The organism is Seonamhaeicola sp. ML3, from assembly GCF_023273855.1.
Taxonomy (GTDB): domain Bacteria; phylum Bacteroidota; class Bacteroidia; order Flavobacteriales; family Flavobacteriaceae; genus Seonamhaeicola.
Genome location: NZ_CP096884.1, coordinates 3,061,226 through 3,087,300, shown reverse-complemented (window position 1 = coordinate 3,087,300; position 26,075 = coordinate 3,061,226). Strand labels below are relative to the sequence as shown.

Annotated in this window: 25 protein-coding genes; 18 read left to right on the top strand and 7 right to left on the bottom strand. The window is 35.8% G+C overall.

Going from position 1 to position 26,075, the window contains the following annotated elements:
- Positions 1-53 precede the first annotated feature (53 nt).
- Positions 54-863 (top strand): sensor histidine kinase, encoded by an 810-nt coding sequence (locus M0214_RS13355; protein WP_248723063.1) that lies wholly within the window; start codon positions 54-56, stop codon positions 861-863.
- Positions 864-1,004: 141 nt separating this feature from the next.
- Here the strand turns inward: M0214_RS13355 and M0214_RS13350 are convergent, their stop codons facing one another.
- The 3 genes from M0214_RS13350 to panB all read right to left on the bottom strand — a co-directional run bounded on the left by M0214_RS13350 (position 1,005) and on the right by panB (position 4,044).
- Positions 1,005-2,387 carry an aldehyde dehydrogenase gene (locus M0214_RS13350; protein ID WP_248723062.1) on the bottom strand — a complete coding sequence of 461 codons (1,383 nt, stop codon included), beginning with the start codon at positions 2,385-2,387 and terminating at the stop codon, positions 1,005-1,007.
- Between the two features lie 27 nt (positions 2,388-2,414).
- The gene (locus tag M0214_RS13345) at positions 2,415-3,116 is read right to left on the bottom strand and encodes an RluA family pseudouridine synthase (protein WP_248723061.1); all 702 of its coding nucleotides are present in this window, start codon (positions 3,114-3,116) and stop codon (positions 2,415-2,417) included.
- Positions 3,117-3,225: 109 nt separating this feature from the next.
- Entirely contained in the window at positions 3,226-4,044 is an 819-nt protein-coding gene (gene panB, locus M0214_RS13340) for a 3-methyl-2-oxobutanoate hydroxymethyltransferase (protein WP_248723060.1), read from the bottom strand.
- A 297-nt stretch (positions 4,045-4,341) separates the two neighbouring features.
- Between panB and dnaK the strand changes: the two genes are divergently transcribed.
- The 3 genes from dnaK (at position 4,342) to M0214_RS13325 (ending at position 8,334) form a co-directional block, all read left to right on the top strand.
- Positions 4,342-6,249, top strand: a complete 1,908-nt coding sequence (dnaK, locus tag M0214_RS13335) for a molecular chaperone DnaK (protein WP_248723059.1) — start codon at positions 4,342-4,344, stop codon at positions 6,247-6,249.
- Between the two features lie 237 nt (positions 6,250-6,486).
- Entirely contained in the window at positions 6,487-7,674 is a 1,188-nt protein-coding gene (locus tag M0214_RS13330) for a T9SS type A sorting domain-containing protein (RefSeq protein ID WP_248723058.1), read from the top strand.
- Positions 7,675-7,809: 135 nt separating this feature from the next.
- Entirely contained in the window at positions 7,810-8,334 is a 525-nt protein-coding gene (locus tag M0214_RS13325) for a lipocalin family protein (RefSeq protein ID WP_248723057.1), read from the top strand.
- Positions 8,335-8,529: 195 nt separating this feature from the next.
- Here the strand turns inward: M0214_RS13325 and M0214_RS13320 are convergent, their stop codons facing one another.
- Entirely contained in the window at positions 8,530-8,952 is a 423-nt protein-coding gene (locus M0214_RS13320; RefSeq protein ID WP_248723056.1) for a DoxX family protein, read from the bottom strand.
- Between the two features lie 58 nt (positions 8,953-9,010).
- The gene (locus M0214_RS13315) at positions 9,011-10,654 is read right to left on the bottom strand and encodes an acyl-CoA carboxylase subunit beta (protein ID WP_248723055.1); all 1,644 of its coding nucleotides are present in this window, start codon (positions 10,652-10,654) and stop codon (positions 9,011-9,013) included.
- A 177-nt stretch (positions 10,655-10,831) separates the two neighbouring features.
- Between M0214_RS13315 and M0214_RS13310 the strand changes: the two genes are divergently transcribed.
- From M0214_RS13310 to ettA, 6 genes are all read left to right on the top strand, one after another.
- Complete coding sequence (locus M0214_RS13310) at positions 10,832-11,362, top strand: NADPH-dependent FMN reductase (protein ID WP_248723054.1); 531 nt, start codon at positions 10,832-10,834, stop codon at positions 11,360-11,362.
- A gap of 159 nt (positions 11,363-11,521) precedes the next feature.
- Positions 11,522-11,959, top strand: a complete 438-nt coding sequence (locus M0214_RS13305; protein WP_248723053.1) for a MarR family winged helix-turn-helix transcriptional regulator — start codon at positions 11,522-11,524, stop codon at positions 11,957-11,959.
- 24 nt (positions 11,960-11,983) lie between these two features.
- A complete protein-coding gene (locus tag M0214_RS13300) occupies positions 11,984-12,883 on the top strand; it encodes a pirin family protein (RefSeq protein ID WP_248723052.1) in 900 nt (299 codons plus the stop codon).
- 11 nt (positions 12,884-12,894) lie between these two features.
- On the top strand, positions 12,895-13,614 hold the full coding sequence (locus tag M0214_RS13295) for a pirin-like bicupin family protein (protein ID WP_248723051.1): 720 nt from the start codon (positions 12,895-12,897) through the stop codon (positions 13,612-13,614).
- A 94-nt stretch (positions 13,615-13,708) separates the two neighbouring features.
- Positions 13,709-13,891, top strand: a complete 183-nt coding sequence (locus tag M0214_RS13290) for a CAL67264 family membrane protein (RefSeq protein ID WP_248723050.1) — start codon at positions 13,709-13,711, stop codon at positions 13,889-13,891.
- A gap of 44 nt (positions 13,892-13,935) precedes the next feature.
- Positions 13,936-15,627 (top strand): energy-dependent translational throttle protein EttA, encoded by a 1,692-nt coding sequence (gene ettA, locus M0214_RS13285; RefSeq protein WP_248723049.1) that lies wholly within the window; start codon positions 13,936-13,938, stop codon positions 15,625-15,627.
- Positions 15,628-15,662: 35 nt separating this feature from the next.
- Here the strand turns inward: ettA and M0214_RS13280 are convergent, their stop codons facing one another.
- Both M0214_RS13280 and M0214_RS13275 read right to left on the bottom strand, forming a co-directional pair.
- Positions 15,663-15,860 (bottom strand): hypothetical protein, encoded by a 198-nt coding sequence (locus tag M0214_RS13280; protein ID WP_248723048.1) that lies wholly within the window; start codon positions 15,858-15,860, stop codon positions 15,663-15,665.
- A gap of 11 nt (positions 15,861-15,871) precedes the next feature.
- Complete coding sequence (locus M0214_RS13275) at positions 15,872-16,096, bottom strand: hypothetical protein (RefSeq protein WP_248723047.1); 225 nt, start codon at positions 16,094-16,096, stop codon at positions 15,872-15,874.
- 324 nt (positions 16,097-16,420) lie between these two features.
- Between M0214_RS13275 and M0214_RS13270 the strand changes: the two genes are divergently transcribed.
- From M0214_RS13270 to M0214_RS13235, 8 genes are all read left to right on the top strand, one after another.
- Positions 16,421-17,764 (top strand): microtubule-binding protein, encoded by a 1,344-nt coding sequence (locus M0214_RS13270; RefSeq protein WP_248723046.1) that lies wholly within the window; start codon positions 16,421-16,423, stop codon positions 17,762-17,764.
- Positions 17,765-17,947: 183 nt separating this feature from the next.
- Positions 17,948-19,015 (top strand): hypothetical protein, encoded by a 1,068-nt coding sequence (locus M0214_RS13265; protein WP_248723045.1) that lies wholly within the window; start codon positions 17,948-17,950, stop codon positions 19,013-19,015.
- Positions 19,016-19,067: 52 nt separating this feature from the next.
- Positions 19,068-19,427 carry a four helix bundle protein gene (locus tag M0214_RS13260; protein ID WP_248723044.1) on the top strand — a complete coding sequence of 120 codons (360 nt, stop codon included), beginning with the start codon at positions 19,068-19,070 and terminating at the stop codon, positions 19,425-19,427.
- Between the two features lie 73 nt (positions 19,428-19,500).
- A complete protein-coding gene (locus tag M0214_RS13255; RefSeq protein ID WP_248723043.1) occupies positions 19,501-21,459 on the top strand; it encodes an AAA family ATPase in 1,959 nt (652 codons plus the stop codon).
- Positions 21,460-21,527: 68 nt separating this feature from the next.
- Positions 21,528-22,115 carry an NUDIX domain-containing protein gene (locus M0214_RS13250; protein WP_248723042.1) on the top strand — a complete coding sequence of 196 codons (588 nt, stop codon included), beginning with the start codon at positions 21,528-21,530 and terminating at the stop codon, positions 22,113-22,115.
- An 83-nt stretch (positions 22,116-22,198) separates the two neighbouring features.
- Positions 22,199-23,434 (top strand): DUF6638 family protein, encoded by a 1,236-nt coding sequence (locus M0214_RS13245; protein WP_248723041.1) that lies wholly within the window; start codon positions 22,199-22,201, stop codon positions 23,432-23,434.
- A gap of 173 nt (positions 23,435-23,607) precedes the next feature.
- Positions 23,608-24,144, top strand: a complete 537-nt coding sequence (locus M0214_RS13240) for a hypothetical protein (protein ID WP_248723040.1) — start codon at positions 23,608-23,610, stop codon at positions 24,142-24,144.
- A 96-nt stretch (positions 24,145-24,240) separates the two neighbouring features.
- Entirely contained in the window at positions 24,241-25,923 is a 1,683-nt protein-coding gene (locus M0214_RS13235) for a hypothetical protein (RefSeq protein WP_248723039.1), read from the top strand.
- Positions 25,924-26,075 lie beyond the last annotated feature (152 nt).

Genomic DNA, 26,075 nt, shown 5'->3' with positions numbered 1-26,075 from the left:
ATCTACTTATTTTCAAATATGTTTATGTATTTAACTTATACCTTTGCTTTATTATGGTGCAAACCGGAGAACGATTAGCCAGTACGGCGTCTGAGCGCTATTTGTTGATTTATATGATTGCCGTTTTGGTGATTGTAACCGCTTTAGTCATTGTGTTTTTTGTGGTGTTCTTAAAACGGAAAAATAAACTTATTCTCGATAAAATCAAACAGCAACAGGCTTTTGAAGAAGAAATCACCCAGGCACAAACCGAAACCCAAGAACAAACGCTTAAAAATATAGGTTGGGAATTGCACGACAATGTAGGGCAATTGTTGTCTTTTGCCAGTATGCAACTTAGCATCTTAAAAATGCAGGCTTCTGATGAAATTAAAGATAAGTTTAAGGATACTTCAGATGCATTGCGCGAAAGTTTAAAAGAAGTTCGTGCGCTGTCAAGAACATTGAATAATGAAGTTGTACTCAATATTGGTTTTGAGAAGTCGGTTTCCAACGAGTTAGAACGCTTGAAGAAAATGAAGTTTGCTTCGGCTAAAAAATTCACAAAAGGAGATAAAAGACCATTTACCAATCGAAAACATGAGATTATATTATTTCGGATCATTCAAGAGTTTTTATCCAATTCTGTAAAATATTCTGAAGCTGAAAACCTCAGTATTACATTAGATTATCAACCTGAAAGCCTTGTTATTACTGCAAAAGACGACGGAAAAGGTTTTGATATCACTAAAACAGAAAAAGGAGCAGGTCTATTAAATATGAAGAGTAGGGCAGCTTTAATTGGAGCTGATTTAGAATTAAAATCTGAAGAAGGAAAAGGCGTGGAATTGCTACTTAATTACCCTTTTAGTCAAACCACCTAATGTCACTTCGAGTGGTCACGCTAAGGTGTGATTGTATCGAGAAGCATTTTTAGCCGAAATTTCATTTTTTTTCGATACAATTTTTTTCAAAAATCACTCAAACTGACATAAATTTTCTCATTTGAGATTGACCACTCAAGTCTACCCAAACCATCTGAACATTTTTTTTATGAAGTTCAATTTTTTAAACCCATAGGATGCGTAACGTGCAGATGGGTCTATCCAATTACCCCGTTTAATGATGGATTTGTCATGAGAAAACGTATCGAAACCATATTTACCATGGTATGCGCCCATGCCACTGGCGCCAACACCACCAAAAGGTAATTTAGGATTGCCAAAGTGAATTAGTAAATCATTCACTGCGCCACCTCCAAATTCAAATTTATTTATTGTACTATCAACAAACGATTTATTATTCGAAAACACATAAAAAGCCAAGGGTTTCTCATAAGCTCTTATAATGTTTTCTATGTCCATTTCTGTATTATAGGTAAGTATAGGAAGTATGGGGCCAAATATTTCATTAGTCATCAATTCACTGTCTAAATTTGGTGAATCTACAAGGGTAGGAGCGATGTACCTGTTTTCAATATCTACTTCTCCTCCAAAAACAATAGTAACATCATCAAGCGCTCTGGCAAGTCTTTTCGTGTGTTTTTTGTTAATTATTCTTGGAAAATCTTGGGAACTTTTAGGGTTATCACCATAAGCTCTAATAATCTCCTTTTTCAACTTTTCAATAAAAGCTCCTTTGATATTGTCTTTTACAATGATGTAGTCTGCTGCAATACAAGTTTGTCCACCATTCAAAAATTTACCCCAGATTATTCGTCTGGCAGTTAGTTTTAAATCAACCGTATCATCAATAATACAAGGTGATTTTCCGCCAAGTTCTAATGTTACAGGCGTTAAATGTTTCGCAGCGGCCTTAGCAATAATTTTACCAACAGGTACGCTTCCAGTGAAGAATATATAATCCCACCGTTGTGCCAATAACTCAGTAGCTACAGGTACACCACCTTGAACCGAAATAGCCACCTGTTCGGGAAATACATTCGAAATAATTTCTGAAATTAACTGAGACGTGTTTGTAGTTAATTCACTCGGTTTTAATACAACTGTATTGCCTGCGGCTATGGCCATGATTAAAGGCTCCATGGTTAGCAGGAATGGATAATTCCACGGACCAATAACCAAAACATTGCCGTAAGGTGATTTGTAAATATAGTCTCTAGATGGGAACGTGAGCAAAGAAGCTTTGACCCGTTTAGGTTTAGCCCATTTCTTCAGGTTTTTGATTACTAAGTTCAGTTCTGAAAACACTAATCCGTATTCACTCAAAAAACTTTCGAATTCCGACTTGTTAAAATCTTTCTTCAGAGCCTCGTAAATAGCCTGTTCATTAGAAATGATTTCATGTCTCAAGGCTTTTAATAGTTTCAACCTATAGGACACATCTTTTGTTTTCTGAGTCTTGAAAAAGTCTTTTTGTACCGAGACTATGTTGGGAATACTGTTCAAATAAAGTTTTTTATAAATATATCTAATTTACACCAAACAAGCATTCCATACGGGGTCGTCTGGTAACGGTGCAATGATATTTAAATCTTCTTTAGAAACGGGATGTGTAAATTGAATTTGTCTTGCATGCAGATGAATACTGGCATCTTTGTTACTTCGGTTAGCACCGTATTTTAAATCACCTTTAATAATACAGCCTATGCTTGAAAGTTGTGAGCGGATTTGATGATGTCTCCCTGTTTCCAAATTTATTTCCAGTAAGACATAATTATCCAGAGTCTTTAAAACTCTATAATGCAGAACGGCTTTTTTACTATCGCGAACTTCTTTTGTGTGTGCATACGATTTATTGTTCTTGGGGTTTTTCTTAAGCCAATGAATTAAGGTATCTTCACTCTTAGGGGGTTTATTGTTTACAACTGCCCAATAGGTTTTTTGTGCCTTTTTTTCCGAAAAGAGTTTGTTAAGTCTTGGTAAGGCTTTGCTTGTTCGGGCAAAAATGATAATACCCGTAGTAGGTCTATCTAATCTGTGTACCGTACCAAGAAATACATTGCCGGGTTTATTGTATTTCTCTTTGATGTATTCTTTAACAACATCACTTAACGGTTTATCCCCGGTTTTATCGCCTTGTACAATGTCTCCAGCACGTTTATTAACGATTATGACATGATTGTCCTCATAAAGAACAATAAGGTTGTTTTTATTGGAAAGAGTCTTTGATGCCATTATTTTTCTCGCAAAGTCGACAAGACGCAAAGTTTTATTTTCGCTAACAGCTAACAGCTAACAGCTAACAGCTAACAGCTAACAGCTAACAGCTAACAGCTAACAGTTTTTAATATTGCTCAGATTCATTAGGGAAATCCAAGCTTTTTACATCAGAAACATATTGTTCCATAGCGTTGGTCATGTCCTCATATAAATTCAAATATCTGCGTAAGAAACGCGGGTTGAATTCGTGAGTCATCCCAAGCATATCATGAACAACCAAAACTTGTCCATCTACATGTGGCCCAGCACCAATTCCAATAATTGGTATGCTAACACTTTCTGCTACTTTCTTAGCAAGATTGGCAGGTATTTTTTCAAGTACAATTGCAAAACAACCTGTACGTTCTAACATTTTGGCATCTTTTATAAGTTGATCAGCTTCTTCTTCTTCCTTTGCCCTAACAGTGTATGTCCCGAATTTATATATGGATTGTGGTGTTAATCCCAAATGGCCCATTACGGGAATACCAGCATTTAAAATTCGTTTTATAGACTCCTTTACTTCTTTTCCACCTTCAAGTTTTACAGAATGCGCACCACTTTCTTTCATGATTCTAATGGCAGATCGTAAGGCCTCTTTTGGGTCACTTTGGTAACTTCCAAAGGGTAAATCTACAACCACCAAGGCGCGGTCTATAGCTCTAATTACAGAGGAGGCGTGATAGATCATTTGATCCAAGGTAATAGGTAATGTAGTCTCATGACCAGCCATAACATTACTAGCAGAGTCTCCAACTAGAATAACATCAACTCCAGCACCATCAACAATTTTTGCCATAGTATAGTCATAGGCGGTAAGCATGGATATTTTTTCATTAGAGGCTTTCATATCCACTAACGATTTAACCGTTACACGCTTATACTCTTTTTTTGCTGTAGACATATTTTTTGGTTTAGATATAGCATGTAAAAGTAATAAATTAAAGATTAGAAACCATTTTCAACAAGAATTATATAGCATACTTTTACCTGTTCCTGTGTGGCTGAAATCACTAATAGCGTGTTGTTTGTCAACGTTTTTTATAGTCTTGTGTGTGCCATTATAACCTTGTTAGACTGTAAACCTATATTTTAAAATACTATAATATGACACTGTGTCATACTTTTTGACTTGGCATAAAGATTGACAAGTACAAACCGAGTTTAAAAAAGAACATTCAACACAATAAAGAAATATATTATGAGTAAGATTATTGGAATCGATTTAGGAACAACCAACTCTTGCGTTTCGGTAATGGAAGGGAACGATCCTGTTGTAATCCCAAATGCAGAAGGTAAGCGTACTACGCCATCTGTAATTGCATTTGTTGAGGGTGGAGAAATTAAAGTTGGTGATCCTGCAAAAAGACAAGCGGTAACAAACCCAACTAAAACGGTTTATTCTATTAAGCGTTTTATGGGTAATAAATATTCTGAGTCTAAAAACGAAGCAGAACGTGTACCATATAAAGTTGTAAAAGGTGATAATGACACGCCTAGAGTTGACATTGACGGACGTTTATACACACCACAAGAATTATCGGCTATGATTCTTCAAAAAATGAAGAAAACGGCTGAGGATTACTTGGGACAAGATGTAAGTAGAGCTGTAATTACGGTACCTGCTTACTTTAACGATTCTCAACGTCAAGCTACTAAAGAAGCTGGTGAGATTGCTGGTTTAAAAGTAGAGCGTATTATTAACGAGCCTACTGCTGCTGCATTAGCTTACGGATTAGATAAAAAAGGAACAGACCAAAAAATAGTTGTATTTGACTTTGGTGGTGGCACACATGACGTTTCCATCCTAGAATTAGGTGATGGCGTATTTGAAGTATTATCTACTGATGGTGATACACACTTAGGAGGTGATGATGTTGATGAAAAAATCATTAACTGGTTAGCTGAAGAGTTTAAGGCTGAAGAGTCTATGGACTTAAGACAGGACCCAATGTCACTTCAACGTTTAAAAGAAGCAGCTGAAAAAGCTAAGATTGAGTTATCATCTTCTGCACAGACAGAGATTAACTTGCCTTATATTACAGCTACTGCTAGCGGACCAAAACACTTGGTACGTACATTAACACGTTCTAAATTTGAGCAATTAATCGACGATTTAGTAAAACGTACTATCGAGCCATGTGCTTCTGCATTAAAAGCTGCTGGATTAAGTAAAAGTGATATTGATGAAGTGATTTTAGTAGGTGGTTCTACACGTATACCTGCTGTACAGGAAGCTGTTGAGAAATTCTTCGGAAAGGCACCAAGTAAAGGTGTAAATCCAGATGAAGTTGTTTCTTTAGGAGCTGGTATCCAAGGTGGTGTATTAACTGGAGATGTTAAAGATGTATTGTTACTTGACGTAACGCCATTATCTTTAGGTATTGAAACTATGGGTAATGTATTTACTAAGTTAATCGAGGCGAATACTACCATTCCTACTAAGAAATCGCAGGTTTTCTCTACAGCTGCAGATAATCAGCCTTCTGTTGAAATTCACGTGTTACAAGGTGAAAGACCAATGGCTGCCGATAACAAAACGATTGGACGTTTCCATTTGGATGGTATTCCACCAGCAAGACGTGGTACACCTCAGATTGAAGTAACATTTGATATTGATGCCAACGGTATCATTAAAGTATCTGCTGAAGATAAAGCGACAGGTAAGAAACAAGATATTAGAATTGAAGCGTCTTCTGGATTAACTGAAGAAGAAATCCAAAAGATGAAAGCTGATGCCGAAGCAAATGCTGAAGCAGATGCTAAAGCTGCAGAAGAAGCCAAGAAATTAAACGAAGCTGATTCTATGATTTTCCAAACGGAGAAGCAATTAGAGGAATTTGGTGATAAATTATCCGATGATAAAAAACAACCAATCCAAGATGCTTTAGAGGAATTGAAAAAAGCTTACGAAACTAAAGATGTCGCTGTGATAGACCCAGCTTTAGAGAAAATGAACGAAGCTTGGAAAGTAGCTAGCGAAGAAATGTACAAAGCTCAGGCTGAAGCACAACAAGCAGGTGGTGCACAACCAGGACCTGATGCTGCTGCAGGAGATGCTAATGAAGGAAGCGACGTTGAAGACGTAGACTTCGAAGAAGTGAAATAAAATTTCATTTTCCTGAGAAAGTCGGAATGTGAATTAAGGTAATCTGTGTGTCATGGGTTCGATTCCCATATCCTCCACAAAACATTTATCATCGGGGGATTAGCTCAGTGGTTAGAGCAACAGTTTGAAATAAGAAAAACGCAACTTGTTTAAGTTGCGTTTTTTTGTGTTTTTTTGGTAGGAATTTTATTAGAGAGATTGTTATATGGTAAATACCAAATCTAAAAATTTTATCACATGAAAAACCTACTACAATTAACCTTAGTATTATGCCTTATTAATTATCTAAACACTTCGGCACAAGACAATAAAACTATGTTTGTTTTTGGCCATAGCCTTATTGTGCACGCCACCCCATCAGATGAAACCACAGTACCGCACTGGTTGCATCTACTGTCTCAGGAAGCTGGACATAACATTTCGGTTTCTGGGCAATACGGGTTTTTACCTCAGCATGCTAACTTACCACCAATTTCCCAGTGGGGCTTTAGTGAAGTACCATCAGCCTGGGATTCCGATACTCAAGATTTTTCAGAAGGTAACTTTAATACCTTTTTGTTAACAGCTGCAAATTTTGCACAATATCAACCTTCTAATGTAAACTATTATGGAAACCCAACAACTTCTCCTTTATCTGCAACCCTAGATATTGTAGACTGGATTGACAATCAAGAAGAAAACGCTATAACTTATATTTATGAAAACTGGCCAGATATGGCTGGTTTTATTGCAGGAGAAAGTTTTCCCCCATCTGAAACTGAGTTCGAAAATTATAATAATTACACCGTTGGGGGTTTTCATGACTGGTGGATAGATTACCATGATTTTGTTCAAGCAGCACGACCAAGTGAAAATGTTAGAATGATTCCCGTAGGTCCAATTTTAAGTAAATTATTTACAGACACGTCTTTAAGCCAAATACCTATTTTAGAATTGTATGAAGATAACGCTCCACATGGCGAACCTACACTTTATTTCTTGGCCAGCTTAGTAACTTATATGGCAATTTATGAAGAAAAAGCTCCAGCTACCTTTGCGATACCTAATACAGTAAACGGATTAGTTCAAAGTAATTTTCAAAGTACAATAGATTTTATCTGGAACGAATTACTCGCTTTTAACTTTAATAACGGACAAAATAGGGTTTTTGCAAACCCCATTTTATCTACAGGTACGGTTGAAAACAGCAATAGAATTGTCGTGTATCCAAACCCAGTAGGTAATAATCTGAATATTAAGAGTGCTATGAATTTAGATTTAGAAGAAATAAAAATTTTTGATTTAAGTGGTAGACTTGTTATGTCTAAGGTATCCAGAGGGACTATGCGCTTTGATATATCAGATTTGTCTCTTGGGATGTATCTTTTAAAAGGCATTAGCAGCTCGGGACAACAAGTTTTTAAAACCAAGTTTAACAAACTTTGATAACGGCAAAATAATTCCAAACACTGATTTTATATTGTTCGGTGTTTAATTCAAAGATTATTAGCGCAACTTATTTAGTTGCGCTTTTTTTATTAGTTTTTTCTTAATATCAGTGTAAGTAAATAAATTTAAAACATGAAAATATTCAAATTTCTGAGCATTACCCTTGTGTTGGTATTAACATCTTGTAATATAGAGTCTGTAGATGGAGAGTCCAGTTCCTCATCCGCAAGTATTGTAGGCTCTTGGAGGATGGTTGAGTATGTATATACTGGGGAAACTGTTACAACAGGTGGTGGAGAAACCTTAACCTCAGATTTTATTGGTGAAGGCGTTGATATGGATTATACTATTGTTTTCTCTGAAGAACCAAATAACTTAACAGCTTCCGGTTCTTTATCCATTAAATTAACTTCTACAGTTTTGGGGCAAACCTCTACTCAAACAATCCCTACCGGTAGTGTATTGGCTGATGGTACTTGGGAGCAAAAAGGCGACGAGATTATAACGTTTGCTAATGGTCAGGAAGGGCGTATGAAAATAGAGAGTTTAACCGAAACGGAATTGGTTTTAACGATTAATCAGGAAGAGGATTTATCTCAAGCAGGTTTTACTATTATCTCCACAATCGATGCTATCATTACTTTGGAAAGAATTTAGGGTGTTATTAAAAAATCTTCACGATTTTAAATGACACAAACAACGTAAAAAACAGTTAACCTTCAGTCAAAGAGGTTCTTAATACCTAAATAACCTAAATTAGATCAATAGATTACATGATGTTTAGAGATGTTTTAGGCACATCAAAATACCTGCTCAATGGCAGTTAAACATTTGTAAGAGTAAAAAAGGCGCTTATTTCTGCATACCGAAATAGTAGTCCAAAGAATGTTTTCCAGAACCATAAATTAAAAAGAATCCACAAACTAATAAGGTGCAAATAGCAGTAATAAGGTTAGGAGTGTTCATATCTCCAACAAAATTAAGAACTACAGCGCCAATAAGTATAGGTAATTGAGCTACTATCGCCCATCTTGTTAATAAGCCAGTTGCTATTAATATACCTCCAATAAAATGAGCTGGAGCCACGTAATGAATTATCATCATGCTTCCTGCCATATTTTGAAAAGGTTTAAGCAATTGAGCTAACATCTCGCTGTTGGCCATGAAGTCTACGCCTTTAATAAAAAGGAATATACCCAATGCAACGCGTATAAGATCTAAGGGTAAATAGGTATGTCTATTGGCCCATTTGTTTAATACTTTTATTGTTCCCATGACTTATAAGTTGTTGATTTACACTTATAAGATACAAAAAACCGGAAAGAATGAAAAGTTAAACCTGAATCACACCTAAATTGAAAGGTTTTTCTATAGGAGCATGATTCGCAGCTTCTATCCCCATACTTACCCAAGTTCTGGTATCTAATGGATCAATAATAGCATCGGTCCAAATGCGAGCCGCAGCATAATATGGGGACACCTGATTGTCATAGCGGTCTTTTATCTTTTTGTAAAGTGCTTCTTCTTTTTCTGGAGTAAATGTTTCGCCTTGTTTTTCTAAAGATGCTTTTTCAATTTGAAGTAAAACTTTAGCAGCCGAATTCCCACTCATAACCGCTAGTTCAGCACTTGGCCATGCCGCTATTAATCTAGGGTCATAGGCTTTTCCGCACATAGCATAATTGCCGGCACCATAACTATTGCCAATAACAATTGTAAATTTAGGAACCACAGAATTGCTAACGGCGTTAACCATTTTAGCACCGTCTTTTATAATACCGCTGTGCTCACTTTTACTACCTACCATAAAACCAGTTACATCTTGTAGAAAGAGTAGGGGGATTTTCTTTTGGTTGCAATTAGCAATAAATCGGGTAGCCTTATCTGCAGAGTCGTTATAAATTACACCACCAAATTGCATTTCGGTAGGTTTGGTTTTAGAACCAGTAGTTTTTACAATTTGTCTTTGGTTAGCCACAATACCAACAGCCCAGCCATCAATTCTTGCGTAAGCTGTTATTATGGTTTGTCCATATCCTGCTTTGTACTCATCAAATTCAGAATTATCTACCAATCGTTTAATGATTTCGTACATGTCATATTGATCGGCTCTGGATTTTGGGAGTATACCGTATATTTCCTCAGTAGCTTCTTTTGGTTTAACAGGTTCAATTCTGTTAAACCCAGCCTTTTCTAAATCCCCAATTTTATCGACAATATTTTTTATCCTGTCTAAAGCATCTTTATCATCTTTGGCTTTATAGTCGGTAACACCGCTTATTTCGCAATGAGTGGTCGCGCCACCCAAAGTTTCGTTATCGATACTTTCACCAATAGCTGCCTTTACTAGGTAGCTTCCTGCTAAAAATATACTACCGGTTTTATCAACAATTAAAGCCTCATCACTCATTATAGGTAAATAGGCGCCACCAGCTACACAGCTTCCCATAACTGCAGCTATTTGGGTAATACCCATACTGCTCATTTTGGCGTTATTTCTAAAAATACGTCCAAAATGTTCTTTGTCTGGAAAAATCTCGTCCTGCATTGGTAAATAAACACCAGCTGAATCTACTAGGTAAATTATAGGTAGCTTGTTTTCCATAGCTATTTCCTGGGCTCTTAGATTCTTTTTTCCGGTTATTGGAAACCAGGCACCAGCTTTAACAGTGGCATCGTTAGCGACCACAATACATTGTTTACCTTTTACATATCCTATCTTAACAACTACACCACCAGAAGGACAGCCACCATGCTCCTGATACATGTCTTCACCAGCAAAAGCCCCAATCTCAATACTTTTAGTATTACTGTCCAGCAGGTAATCTATACGTTCTCTGGCTGTCATTTTGCCTTTAGAGTGTAATTTCTCAATTCTAGATTTTCCACCACCTAGTTTTACTTTAGCCAGTTTTTGGTTTAATTCTGATACTAAAAGTTTATTATGATCTTCGTTCTTGTTGAAGTTTAAATCCATAGGCCTTTTCAATCTCTTAGAAGAGAGATTATGATATAGTTATTAATATTCTACGAATTTACAAAACCCGTTTCTGTATAAAAAGTGAATAATATGTTAAAATATATAACATGGAAATATATTCCTTGGAATATAAATATTTTTGTGCTATCTTTGAACCATCAAATACAAATAATTATGAAACAAATAATAGCATTTGCAGGAACAAATAGTAAAAAATCCATAAACAAAGAATTGGCTATTTATGCATCGAGTCTAGTAGAAGATGCTCAAGTAGAGGTATTAGACCTGAATGATTTTGAATTACCAATTTATGGTATCGATCATGAAACCGAGTTTGGCATTCCAGAAAACGCCCATAAATTTCTAAAAGCAATCCAAGAAGCAGACGGAATAGTTTTGTCTCTAGCTGAACACAATGGTGCTTATGCTACGGTGTTTAAAAATATATTCGATTGGATGTCTAGAATTGATGGCAAACTTTGGGGAGAAAAACCTATGTTGTTGATGGCGACTTCACCCGGTGGTAGAGGAGGAGCTAGTGTTTTAGATGTAGCGAAAAGCCGTTTTCCTTTTATGGGAGGGAACATTGTAGCCACTTTTAGTTTGCCTTTTTTTAGTGATAATTTTTCTGAAGGTAAAATTATAGATGATGCGTTTAATAGCACGCTTTTAGATCAAGTAGAGTTATTTAATAAGGCGCTTTAATAAGTCGGCAGTACACAGTCGCAGTCAACAGTATTAAAGTATTATTAAATTAGTTATAGATTTATCTGAAGTAGTAAATTGGGGATTTTATCATAATTTTGTTTTTAAAATATTACATTGAATACTGCACACTGAGACTGAAAACTGAATACTAAAAGAATGGGAGATATTTCAAAAGACATAAACTCTAAATTTGATAATAACAAGGTTAAGGCTTTAATCAATATTATCTACACATCTAATTGGATTAATAGTCACCAAAACGAGTACTTTAAATCATTTGGAATATCGCCACAACAGTTCAATATACTTAGAATTCTTAGGGGTGCAGGTGAACCCATAAAAGTTCAGACGATTAAAGAACGTATGATTGAAAGAGCACCAAATGCGACACGATTAATGGATAAATTATGTGCTAAAAACTTAATCAACAGGTTACCTTGTCCAGGCGATAGAAGAGTTGTTCACATAGAAATAACTTCTAGCGGATTAGAATTATTAAAAAATATAGACAAAGATTTTAATGAGGATTTATTGAAGAACCTAACCGAAGATGAGGCTGCACAATTAAGCTATCTTTTAGATAAAATCCGATAAAAAAAATTTAAACAAATATATTCCATGGAATATATTTTAAATGTAAATAAAATGAACCTAAATACAATAAAAACAGTAGGGCGGAGTGACTTCGTCAATATGGGGCCAATTGTTTTAAGGCAACCCATACCAACAAGAACCATCGAAAATATAGATCCTTTTATTCTATTGCATCATTACGGTCCTTACGAGATTTCTACGGAAAGCAATCCTTTCGATTTAGGTCCGCACCCACATCGGGGATTTGAACCCATTACATTTCTTTTTCAGGGCGAACAACTACACCGAGATTCACTTGGGAACGAGAGTATAGTAAAGGCTGGTGACGTGCAATGGACAACAGCTGGCAGGGGCATTATTCATTCTGAAAGCCCAAGCAAATCATTTGTTGAAAAAGGCGGAACTATTGAGGGTATTCAATTATGGTTAAACCTACCTGCAAATAAAAAAATGATTCCGGCAAACTATCAGTATGTGAAGTATGAAGATTTTAATGTAGTACATTCTGAAGACTCCAAAGTTGAATTAAGAGTTATCGCTGGTGCCAATAACAATGTATATGGGAAAATTGAAACTCAAACTTCAGTAAACGTTTTTATACTGGATATAGAAAAGAGCGGAGCGTTTACTATAGATATTCCACCAAAACATCAGGCTTTGGTTTACCTCATAAACGGTTCTGTGGAAGTTAATGGTACTGAGCAATTGGAATTGAATAAAAATCAATTAATTCAGTTCAATCAGGATGGTGAGGGAATTTCCCTAAAGGGATTTGAAAATAGCAAATTACTCTTCTTATCAGGAGAACCTTTCCGTGAACCAATAGCTACTTACGGACCATATGTTATGAATACACAAACAGAGCTATTAGAAGCTATGAGAGACTATCAAATGGGTAAAATGGGATTTTTACCGCCTAATTAAAAAAAATAAATATGAAAAAAGTAATTCACAAATCAGAAACAAGAGGTTTTGCAGACCACGGCTGGCTTAAATCTCATCATTCTTTCAGCTTTGCTGGTTATCAAAATCCTGAAAGAATGAACTTTGGAGCACTTAGAGTTCTAAATGATGATGTTGTTCAACCAAAGATGGGCTTTGGAACGCATCCGCATCAAAATATGGAAATCATATCCATTCCTCTAAAGGGTGCATTGTCCCATAAAGACAGTATGGGCAATAAAAGAGCTATTGAGGTGGGGGAAGTTCAAGTTATGAGCGCTGGTACTGGGTTAACACACTCCGAATTTAATGATAGCACAACAGACGAGGTTAATTTTTTGCAACTTTGGATTATTCCTGAGAAAACAGGAGTTGAACCAAATTATGAACAACGAAAGTTTTCTGAGGAAGCTAAAAAAAACAGAATCCAAACAGTTGTAGCACCAAATGATAAATTAGAAGGAGAGGCATTGCCTATAAGTCAACAAGCCTATATTTATAGATCTAGTTTACAGAAAGGAAAAAACCTTAAAATAAATTTAGACTCGGAAACGCAAGGGGCTTATGTTTTTGTTGTAAATGGCAATATAGTTACAGTAGACACAGAACTCTCAAACAGAGATGCCATGGGCGTCTATGAAGTTGATGTTTTCAACATTGAAGCTCATGAAGATTCCGAATTAGTAATAATAAAAGTACCCATGAAATTTTAATTTCCAGAGCTTTAAACAGAAAAAGCAGTCTTTTTAAGGCTGCTTTTCTGTTTAAAATACGATATTTGCTATCTTTAAAAAATAACTACATAATATGTCAATGAATAAAAATACGGTGCTTTCTTGGGCTACCTGGATTATGATTTTTGTAGGTTTAGGTCTAATAGCTTTGGGGGCATTTAGATATGATGAAGTCGCAGGCTGGGGGTTCGCCGCAGTGGGGATTGGTTTTTTTGCGATTGCATGGGTGTTCAATGCTCTAAAAGGTAGAGTTTAAGCAGTCTAATGATCTATTCTTCTAACATTCTAAAAATCTAAAAAGTGAGTGACGATAAAAAAGTAATCTTTTCGATGTCTGGTGTTACAAAAACGTTTCAAAGCGCTAATACGCCAGTTCTAAAAAATATTTATTTAAGTTTTTTCTATGGTGCCAAAATAGGTATCCTTGGTCTTAATGGATCTGGGAAATCTACGCTATTAAAAATAATTGCTGGGGTAGATAAAAATTACCAAGGTGATGTGGTTTTCTCACCAGGGTATTCGGTTGGATACTTAGAGCAAGAACCGCAGTTAGATGATGATAAAACAGTTTTAGAGGTTGTTAAAGAAGGTGCTGCAGAAACCGTAGCTATTCTTGATGAATACAACAAAATAAACGATATGTTTGGTTTAGAGGAAGTGTATAACGATCCAGATAAAATGGAAAAGCTTATGAACCGACAAGCCGAACTTCAAGATCAGATAGACGCCGCTAATGCTTGGGAGCTAGATACCAAGTTGGAAATAGCTATGGATGCGCTTAGAACACCAGACGGTGATAAGAAAATTGGTGTATTGTCAGGTGGAGAACGCCGTCGGGTGGCGTTATGTCGTTTATTACTAAAAGAACCTGATGTTTTACTTCTGGATGAGCCTACTAACCACTTAGATGCAGAGTCTGTTCATTGGTTAGAGCATCATTTAGCGCAATACAAGGGAACTGTAATAGCGGTGACACACGATAGATACTTCTTAGATAACGTTGCAGGCTGGATTTTAGAATTAGATAGAGGAGAAGGTATTCCTTGGAAGGGAAATTATTCCTCCTGGTTAGACCAAAAGTCTAAACGGATGGCTCAAGAAGGCAAAGCAGCTTCTAAGCGTCAAAAGACTTTAGAACGAGAGCTGGAATGGGTTAGGCAAGGCGCTAAAGGCCGTCAGACCAAGCAAAAGGCGCGTTTGAAGAATTATGATAGGTTGATGAGCCAAGACCAAAAACAACTTGACGAAAAGCTGGAGATTTATATTCCTAACGGTCCTAGATTGGGAACTAATGTTATAGAGGCTGTAGGAGTGAGTAAAGGTTATGATGATAAGTTATTATATGAAGATTTAAACTTCAATTTGCCTCAAGCTGGAATTGTTGGTGTAATAGGGCCTAACGGTGCCGGTAAAACAACCATTTTCAGAATGATAATGGGAGAAGAAACAGCAGATAAGGGTGAGTTTATTGTCGGTGATACTACTAAAATTGCTTATGTGGATCAAAGTCATTCTAATATAGACCCCGAAAAAACCATATGGCAAAACTTTAGTGATGAACAAGAGTTGGTCATGATGGGAGGAAGGCAAGTAAACTCTCGAGCCTATTTGAGTAGATTCAATTTCTCCGGTAGTGAACAAAACAAAAAGGTAAAACTCCTATCTGGTGGAGAAAGAAACCGTTTGCATTTGGCCATGACTTTAAAAGAAGAAGGTAATGTGTTACTTCTAGATGAGCCTACCAACGACCTTGATGTGAATACTTTACGGGCTTTAGAAGAAGGTCTTGAGAACTTTGCTGGCTGTGCTGTAGTGATATCTCACGACAGGTGGTTCTTAGATAGAATTTGTACACATATACTAGCTTTTGAAGGCGACTCGCAGGTATATTTCTTTGAAGGTAGTTTTTCAGATTATGAGGAAAACAAAAAGAAACGTCTTGGTGGTGATATTATGCCAAAACGTATAAAGTACAAGAAATTAGTAAGATAAGATTTAAAAAAGCTCACTGAAAAGTGGGCTTTTTTTTATTCGTAAATATGTCCAGTTCCTATTCCATAGTTGGAATCATCCATATTATGTATAGAATCTTTTAGAGTATTAAATTTTTTAATGGTGCCGTCTAGTTTTATCTGAATCTTTATTCTTTTTATAATAGCATAAACCATTAGGATTAAAACGCTTACAGGTATAAGTGTAAATATAAGTCCAAGTATAACTCCCATATTAATTGGTTTTATTGGTACATATGCCCTCCAGTAAAATCTTTGTATTCTTCTTCTTTCTTTTTGGCAATTTCTTCACTTATTTGATCCAACCGTTCGTTTTCTTTTTTAAGTTTAAAAGATTTTCTAACTCCCAGAATCAATAAAAGTGCGAAAAAAATAACCACTATAATAAGCACAGTAAGTATGGTGTACTCTGCAACTATAAGAAATCGTGGTATTAGGTTAAGAGACATAATAATGTAATTTGGTAAATAGCAATCCAAAGGTAATGCTTATAAGTAGTCTAAACAACTTAAAATGAAAAGGATATAAACAATTTGTGTTGATAATTTAGTTGACTATCAAGCGCAATCAGTTAAAAATCAAGGGTTTTAGATTACTTTTATTATGTATAAAATCTGACATTTGTAAATTGCATTTCATCGAAAATGTAAAATAGCTGTAACAATTTAATAACATTACATACAAATTATTTGAGCAACAACTGTTTCAAAAGTCATCTTTTTTAACGAAATTGCTTGTCCGTAAATTTGTTCAACTTTAATACAAAACCGACTATGTCTGATGATTTCGATTTATTAGAAACCAATTCAAATGAAAAAACTGAAAAAGTAGATGTCAATTGGGGAAAAGCCATTGACACTATGAAATCTAAATTAGCACAAGAGGACGACCCTGAAGTACGCCAGAAAATATTAAATGCCACCTTAGATGATGTAGTGCATATGGCTGAAAAGGATAGGACAACGCTTCTTGATGCCATTAAAGATTTAACAGATTATCAGGACGAGGTAGGTATTTTATTTGAAAAGTTCTCATCGCTTAATGCTACCGAGCAAAAAGTTATTGACGATGCTCAAAAAGCTTTGGAAAGAGCAAGAGTTGAACTTGAGGATGCCGAAAGTAAGCCAAATACTTGGTGGAACAACTTGTGGGGGCGTAAAAGCAAAATCAAAAAGGCTCAAGATGAACTTAAGGCAGCTGAGAAAACAAGAGCGGCGGCTGATAATAAGGCTAAAGCCATGTTTCAAGCACGTATTGAAAGTGCCGATGTTCAAACCTTATTAAGTGAATTGTCCTATAAGAGTCAGGCTGCTGTTACCCGTTTAAAGAACAGAGAACTCGAAATAAAGGAAGTAGAAGACAAACTTCAAGATGCTATAGTAGAAGCTACTAAAAACCACACCAAAGCCTTAGAGAAAAAGAAAGAGGTAGAAGAAAAGTTAGAAGAGCAATATGCTTTACTAAAGCAGGCTAGACAAGAGCTTGAAGATATTGCTGATAAGCAATCAACAGAATACGCAGAAGCCATTGGTAAAGTTACTGGTTTAGAGCAAAAAGTTGAAGAGTTAGAAGGCCTTAAAAATGCCTACACAACCTTGGCGGCCAGTAAAGATAGTTTTGTTCACAAGCATAATTTAACAATTAAGGTGTTAACATCTTTACGTAGCAACTTGCAAACACATCGTGCCAAATTAAAGTCTGACACCGAAGAAAGATTAAAGTATTATGATGGTTACGTAGTGGCTTTAAAAGCACGTACAGACCAAGAATTTGCGGCAATTTTAGAACATTTAGGTGTTAAAACAGACGAGCACATTGGTGAAACCCTTGCTGCAATGCATACAGCTAGTGCCAAAGCACGTCAGGATATGATGGACAACATTCCTGTTCATGAAAAAGTTATGCAAGGTGTTTATAGCAGTTATGCAGAGGCTTTACAGGAAATTCGAGCTAAGGATATTGATATCCAAAAGAATTTCGCTGAGCGTTACGGCATCGATATGAAAGAACTTTTTGAAGACTATTATAAAGCAGAGGCCAACTCACCCTCTGGTGATGGAGATGCCCCTGAGGGAGATTCAAATCCAGATGCAGGAGACGACGATTTATTAAGTTAGTCGTCATTGCGAGGAGGCACGACGTGGCAATCTTTTGTAATTTATTTTTCAAATTTTCATTGCGTTAAGGATTGAGGCATTTGTTGAAGCTCCCCGACGAAGGAGGGAGCGACTGCCGAAAGCCTGACCAGATATGGTAACGCCCAAATCAAGAATTATTTTTGTCAATTCCGAATTAAAACAATGACAATTAATCATATTACCACACCTTTAGATTCCGCAACATTAGACTCTAAGGAGCACTATATATTTTACCATAAAATGGTTGATTATGTGTTCAAAGAGCTCATTGTTGCTGTACAACAAAATAATATTATCTCTAATCAAGAGCTTAATATGTTTAAGCAGTATTGCGATCTGTTGTTGTATTCCATAGAGGCCATGCGTGTTAAATACATGTATGATGAAGAGGATAATATGAAAATTGACTTAACGGAATCTGGATTTCCTAATTATCTAGAGTTTAGGTATTTGTTTAATGATTTAGAGTTACGCGATGATTATTTAGGGAAACTAACACCTGTTAATGAGTTACAGGAAGAGTTTTTAGATACCTTAATGCGTAAAAAACAGCCTATTAAGCGCAGCAAGTTGTTTCAAGCTGCCAGTATTGTTTATTATTCCTCAGTTAACAAGCGTTATATCTTTAATCGGTTTGTTCAAGGAAAGATTGTAAAGGCTCCTGCAGGTTCAGAAGGAGAATACCTTACTAGCTGGAGTTTTTATGATGTGGCTAGTAACCGTCCGTTCGTTTGCTTTATGTATTTCAACTATCACAACAGTGATGTTAATGATTATCGAGATGAAATTTATGAGGTTCTTAAACACGTAGCAGATAGAAAAATGAATTTGGACACGATGGCTTACGGTATCGATAGAAAGCTAGCGAAGGTATCACCAAAACATATTATACGTATAGATTTAGGGCCATTGCACAATATGTTTGCAAAGGATGCCAATGAACTTACGCATGTGATTTTAGAAGGAATTGGTAAAAAAGAAATACCTGTTGAGTCTTATGCGCTTTCAATGAAAATTGATGAAGTAAAATCTAAAAGTGAATTTAAGGAAGGAAGCTTTTTTAATAAACAGATATTACAGCGTTGGGATGAGGTCTTTAGACAGAAATATGTTTTTGCCCCACATAGAATCATTCAGCTATTATATAATAAAACACCAGAAATAATTAATAAGTTGGCCAAACCTCCAATTGAAATGGCTTCTTTGAAAATTGAACAATTAAAAAAGTAGGCAGTTTTCAGTTGGCAGTCAGCAGTAAACGAACAAAAATTGAAATTTAGAAATGGGTTTTAGAACGCTTTTAGCATATAAAAAGGGATTTGCCTTGGCAATGGAAATATTCCATTTAGCCAAGAGTTTTCCACAATCTGAGGTGTTCGCTTTAACTTCTCAAATTGTTCGTTCAAGTAGGTCAGTTTGTTCTAATATGGCTGAAGGATATAGGAAAAGACAATATGAAAAGCATTTTAAGAGTAAATTATCCGATGCCGATAGCGAGAATACAGAAACTCAATTATGGCTGGATTTCGCCCTGGCTTGTGAATATATCTCCAAAGAGCAATATTCAGATTTTATAAATAAAAGTGAAGAAGTTGGCAAACTTTTAAACTATATGATGAATAACCCAGATAAATTTAAATGAATTAATTAAAATATATGCTGTTAGTTCAGAGCGGTTAGGACTGCAAACTGAAGACTGCAAACTGAAGACTAAAATGAACCACAACTCAACATTCCCTATAAAACAATCAGAATTAGATATGCTTCGCGATGAGGCAACATCTTACTTAAAAAGTACTCAATGGGAGCAGGGTGCAAGAGCCAAAAATCGAGATAAAGATGCCAAAGATGATTCTATTCTTTTGTATTTATCTCGTGCCAATAACGGAAGTAGTGCAACAGAGATTACTTCGGTTTCAAAAACGATTTTAGCTTTAAAGAAGCGCCTGTTGCCAGATTCGGTTGCTATTCCTATTTATTTGAATCAGACGCTTTACGGTGTTCAAGAGGGTATTACTTTGGGGATTTGGGTTAAGGATAGTTATTACGATGCTTCTGGTTTATCGAGTTTAGCCGAAAATAAATCGGCTTTAGACTCTAGTGGAAAAAGAGAGTTTGAAAGTAAAATGCATACAGCTACAGCTTTTATGCTCTTTGCTACAGCTTATAAAATATTACACGATTTAAAACCACACGCTTCAGATGATTTAAGTGTCATGAAGCAGAAGTTTGCTGGTATTCCAGAGGTGTCCTTAATGTCACCAATAAAAGGGATTTCATGCAGTTTGTTCTATTATGATAAATACTTGGGACATCCGGATATCATTAAGTCAGATAAAGATGTTATCGACTTTACGGTGGTGTATTTTGAAGCCTTTATAGATGAAATTCAACTGCGTAAAAGTAGTTTAGAGTACACCGAAACTATTGAGGACAGAACATATAAATTAGAGAACTCTGAATTTGCAGTTTCTGGTTGGAATAATGTTTTTGCAGGTACTGCCAAGAGTGTTGAATTCAATAAAATTAAATTTGAACAAATAGTTGGTAACCGGGATGCTAAGCACTTTGCACGAAGATTAACAGAGCGTTTGTTGAGCTACGATTTTACTGCCAAAAAGAATCCTTTTCAGGAACTTGGTGGTTTTATGCCGGTATTTATGGGGTACGGAATTCCAGGTACGGGGAAAAGTATGTTGATTGCGGCTATAGCTACGAGATTGAAAGAATATTGTGATGAACTGGATATACCTTTTCTATTTCATCCCATGCCGGATGCGCTAATAAGTACTTTTCAAGGAGGTTCTGCTGAGAAAATGGTAGAGTGGATGAAGCCGTTACAGGATCCATCCAAACTAATTTTTGCACCAATTGATGATGCAGAGAACAATCTTCAGGAGCGAACGGCTCAAGGGGTTTCTGCTGGTGTAAAAGAAGTGATAGGCGTATTCTTAAGATATACAGAAGGTGCTTATGCCGTGAATTATGGAAATAGTTCCATAGGATTATTTACCAATTTGCCAGAAATGTTGGATAAGGCAGTTATTTCTCGTGTACAGGGGCGCTTTAAGATTGATGGTGCTAGAACGGAACATGATTTCCTAGATCAGGACCATTTGTGGTGGCGTAAGTTAGATGAAACCTTACCAGATTTTGTAAATATGGAAGACCCTGGCAATTATAAGTATTTACAGGACCAAGGTTTGGCGAAAAATATGGGTGAAATTTTGAGTTCAATTGAAAATCCTTCTGAAGAGCGCGTTCATGAGATTTATGAAGATGTTGAAAAGAAATTTAAAACGAATGAACACTTGTTCTATGCCAATCTATACAAGGAAATGCAAAAGGAGTTTCCGTTCTTTTCATCAAGGGATGTAAGGAACATACAAAGTGCAATTTCATTGCGTTTAACCGATTTTGACTTAGAGGATGATTGGTTCAATAATCCTGAAATCTATTTCAAACAAGATTATGAAACCAAATTCAATATGCTGCAGGAATTAATGAGAGCGAACATGAAAGGTCTTGATTTCTCTGAAATTAGAAGACAAGAAGTCGTTAGATATTTGGATAATGTAGCAACAATAGCAGATTCTGATTTTAAACGTAAAGTAGATGCCCGAGTAAATCAACTAAATATTGAAATGGAAGCAAGAAAGACATTTGAGGATTAAAAAATGTTGTCAGGTTGAGCGGAGTCGAAACCTATTTTGATAATAGAACTTTTAAAATTTTGAATAAATTGAAACCATCAAACAAAATAAAAAATATTGAAAAGACATTACTTTCAGATAACTATTATATTCTGAACAAAGTTAATTTTGATTACTTAATGCCAGATGGTCGTTGGGTCAATCAGATGCGTGAAGTCTATGACAGGGGTGATGGTGCTGGTATTTTATTGTATAACAAGGAAAAAAGAACAGTAATACTTGTAAAGCAATTTAGAATGCCAACGTATTTAAACGATAATGAAGACGGCTTCCTTGTTGAGGTGGCAGCAGGAATACTTGACAAAGACAATCCAGAAGAATGTATCATAAGAGAAACGGAAGAAGAAACAGGTTATAGACTTAAGGAAGTAAAAAAGGTCTATGAAAGTTATTCGTCTCCAGGAGTTATGACCGAAAAGATGCATTTTTTTGTTGGAGAATACACCGACGACATGAAAGTAGGTGAAGGGGGCGGATTGGATAGTGAAGCTGAAGATATTGAGGTCATGGAAATCTCTTTTGATAGAGCGGTAGAGATGCTCAATAATGGAGAAATTGTTGATACACGCACCATTGTGTTATTACAATATGCGATAATTCATAAGCTAATAGAGTAATTTGTCATTCCCGCTCAGGCGGGAATCCACAAAGTATAGTTTAAAATAAAAAATAGATTCCTGCTTTCGCAGGAATGACAGAAATGCAAAAACTAATAGAAGCCAATTTATATAAGAGTGAACTCATTCCCGTAAGTGGAAAATTGGTTGAGCGCTATAATAAATGCTTGATAAAACTTGGCTTTACCCCAACAAAACTTAAGAACTTTTTAATCGATGGTATAGGGTGGAGTCCAGAAATAGCCGAAGAAAAAGGTGATTTAAATTACTTGAACAATGGGGAAGCTAATCCTCATGGTATTATTATTACGCCCCTACAGAAAGGTAAACCGGTATATTTCCCTTTCCATACGTTTGATAGGGATATGATGAAACATATTTTTAAGGTGTATGGCGATAAAATTAAAGATATAACCAGAGACTCTGCTATTTGTATTGATTTTGACCAAAAAATAGATGCTTTTTATGAACCTTTAGATGTTCTAAAATATAACACGATACGTATTAATTTTCATTTCATGAATAATCTGTATCATCAGCAAAGGGAGCAACTTGAGTTAATAGAAAAATTTAAGCGAGATTATAATTTTATTGATGAAGATGTTCATGCTGAATTATTGAAATCTGCTAAGAAGTATGGGGATTTACGTGATAGGGATTTAGAACTTCCAGCTATAGACTTTAAAGTAAGTTCTTTTTACACCAGAGCTTTTGGAGGTGTTTATGTCCTGCGAGATTTTATATCTCCCATAGTGATTTTTGAAGACAAAAAATGGCACAAAGAAGTAATAAAGGATACCAATTACGAAGTACTGATTTTCCATATAGAGCAAAAGGAATTAATGGTGAAATTACGAGAACATATCATCATTGAGTATAATTTGGAAACAGCTGTAAAAACAGAGAGATACGAGCGTATCAAGAAGTATGAAATGTCACTTCACTTAAAGAAAACGGAACACCCAATAAAAGATATTCTTAGCAATCCGATACTTTATAAAAGCTACTTGAATAAACTGGATATAGACACGCGTAAAAAAGTAATGAGTGTTGAACGATATTTAGAAAAATTAGAGACCAGCAACCAGTTTAAGATAGCCGATATAGTGGACCCCAAAATGTTTGATGCTTTACATAAACCGCATTCATCATTAGAAGCTAGACATCAAGATTTAATTTGGAAGCTTTTGGTAAATGTGGCTCCCAAAGATGTTTTGTATTGGTATTGGTATGATAAAGAGGATTTCTATGATAAGTTTGAAGCATGGGACGAGTCTTTAAAAGACTGGGTTGTAGAGACCATTAGTAACAATATTTAGAAAATAAAGACTAATATTATATAACAAAAGTTCCTTCCCTTTTGAAGGGAAGGTGGATTTAATTCCGCAAGAATTAAATACGGAAGGGTAAATAACCACCTCGTCTTACAATTTTGCAAATTGTAATCCACTCCTCCTTAAAAAGGAGGAGAGCCTTTAAAAATTATAGACTTATGGGACTAGATTTAGTAATTTTCATTGCAGCTATTCTTTTTGGGATTTTCATTTATTGGAGAGAATCTCAAGGTAATAAGCTGTACCGTTTTTTCAACAAGATATTTAATAGTAAAGAGTTACAAATGAAGTTGGAGGATAAAAAGGGCTTTGTGTTCAAGCAAGCTTTTTTGCCAAGGTTAGTTTATGTGGTTGGTTTCTTTTTACTAGTTGGATTAATAATACAATTTTTATCACCATTTGAAATCTTTACAAGTTACAATGGAATTTCGGCATTTTCATCAATTTCTGTGGGGACAATATTAGGTACCTACTTGGCAAATTTTGTCTTGAAATCTGGTAAGGTAATAGAGGAGAAAAGTGATAGTTTGGGAGAGGTGGTAAAGGATACCATTGAAAAAGGAAAAGATATCATTGAGGATATAAAAACTAAAGATGTCGAGGTTGAACAAGAGGAAGAAATTAAGGAGGAGACACCGAAAAAGGATGGTAAAAGTGCTAGAGAGCGTTTAAAAGATAAAGGTTATTTAAAATAGACGTCATTACGAGGAAGTATGACGAAGTAATCTTTTAGAAATTATAGATTGCCGCATCACGCTCAAGCGCGATTCGCAACGACAAAATAAAAAACCATGATAAAATCTTATTGGAGCAAAGGACCAAAACAAAAGCGAATCACAATTATTTTGGGATTAATTCTTCTAATCCTATTGTTCGTTTTAAGGGACGACTATCAGCCATTCTTATTGTTTCTTAGAAAATACATTTTCATTATTCTGCTTAGTGGTTTAGTCTTGCTTTTCGGACTTAGAAAATTCAGAAAAACAGCCAGTACAGGTGGTCGATTAGGAATCCTTGGAATTTTGTTATTGTTTTTTGGTGTTTTGTACGCGGTGGGTTGGCATTTTAAAATGTACGACTACATGAAGACTTATAATGTTTTCAATAGTTTAAACCGGGTTGAAATAGGTGAATTGCCATTAACACAAAACGAACGTATCCAACCATTGCGGAATATTTTTTCTATGGCTAATGAGAGTGTGGGAGAAACCAAAGATGTATCCTTACCACATTTGGTTAGGGTTGACGATGAAAATAAATGGACCATGGCCATTCAGCCAACCGAAAAGTACGTATGGCAAGGAATCACAGATAACACAGAAGAAGTATTCTCGGTATCAAGTACAACACCTTTTCCTAGGTTTTCAAGTGAAAATAGAATTCCGGTAACCTTCTCCATAGGGGAATCTTTAAAATTTAGTAGAAATACATACAATGCCGTTGTACAAAGGTTCAATATTTTTCAGCTATTTACTTTAGAACCCAGTGATACATATTATATGAAAAATGATACGGGGCAATGGGTGCAAGTGGTGAGTTTAATTAAATGGAAAGGTTTTTTAGTCCCTTACCCAACTTTTGGTGGTGTGATGGTCGTTGATGCTGGGGAACATGATTTCGGCGATTATATAGAGCGTATTTTGATTGGGAAGGGTACTTATATAAGTCCCGAAGACATGGTCAACTACCCTTATCTAACACGTCAGAACACTTTGGCTGAAAAAGTATCAAGAATTCAGGCTGAATCCTTAAAGTTCTTGGGCGGTTTTAGTGATCCATTGCCATGGAATATGAAAACAGCTGTAAAAATTCCTGTTTTGGCAGATGATCAAAACCAGCAACCATTTGTAACCGATTTTGATTTTTCAGATTCAGATTCTGGTGCTTATAGCGGATTATACCATTGGTTCGGGTTAGAACCTGTAGGAGATGAGCGTACTAGTTTAACTTTTAGTGTATTTATTCCTGCTGACGGTACCGATAAGTTGTATTACTATGACCATGCTGCGAAAAAGCAAGGTTATGCTGGGGTTTCGGCTATGCCATTAAAGGTTATTGAATCTAGAAAAGAATTCGATTGGTCGGTTAATAAACCTGTAGAATTTAGACCATATATAAAAAATATAGCTGGTAGAAAGCGTATGTTCTTTTTGGGGACTATTTCGGCTATCAGAGACAATGAAGCCGAAAAGTTCGATGGTTCTGCAACACCGGATTTGGCGTTAGTGGATAGCGAATATCGTGATGTGGTTTGGATTGATGTAAAACACCCCAGTCAGTGGGATAAAACCGTTTATGATCAACTCAGTGAAGCCTGGCGAGCCAGTGAGGGTATAGGTTATTACTTCGTTGAACAATCTAAGGAAATTGATATTGTAGAAACAGTTATAGATTCCACCATAATCAAAACTGAAAAAGAAATACAAATAGAACAACTTCAAAAACAGATAGATTCCTTAAAATCAATAAACTAAAATACCATGCATGGTAGTATAGGACATTTTAGAGCGCTTGTACAAAGACGAAATGCCAGAAAGGAAAAGGCAGAAGGAAGGTTTGATAAAACAAGATATTTGTCTTGAAATTCCCGAAAAAAGCCTGAGTTTGATTTCCCAGAACTGAAACC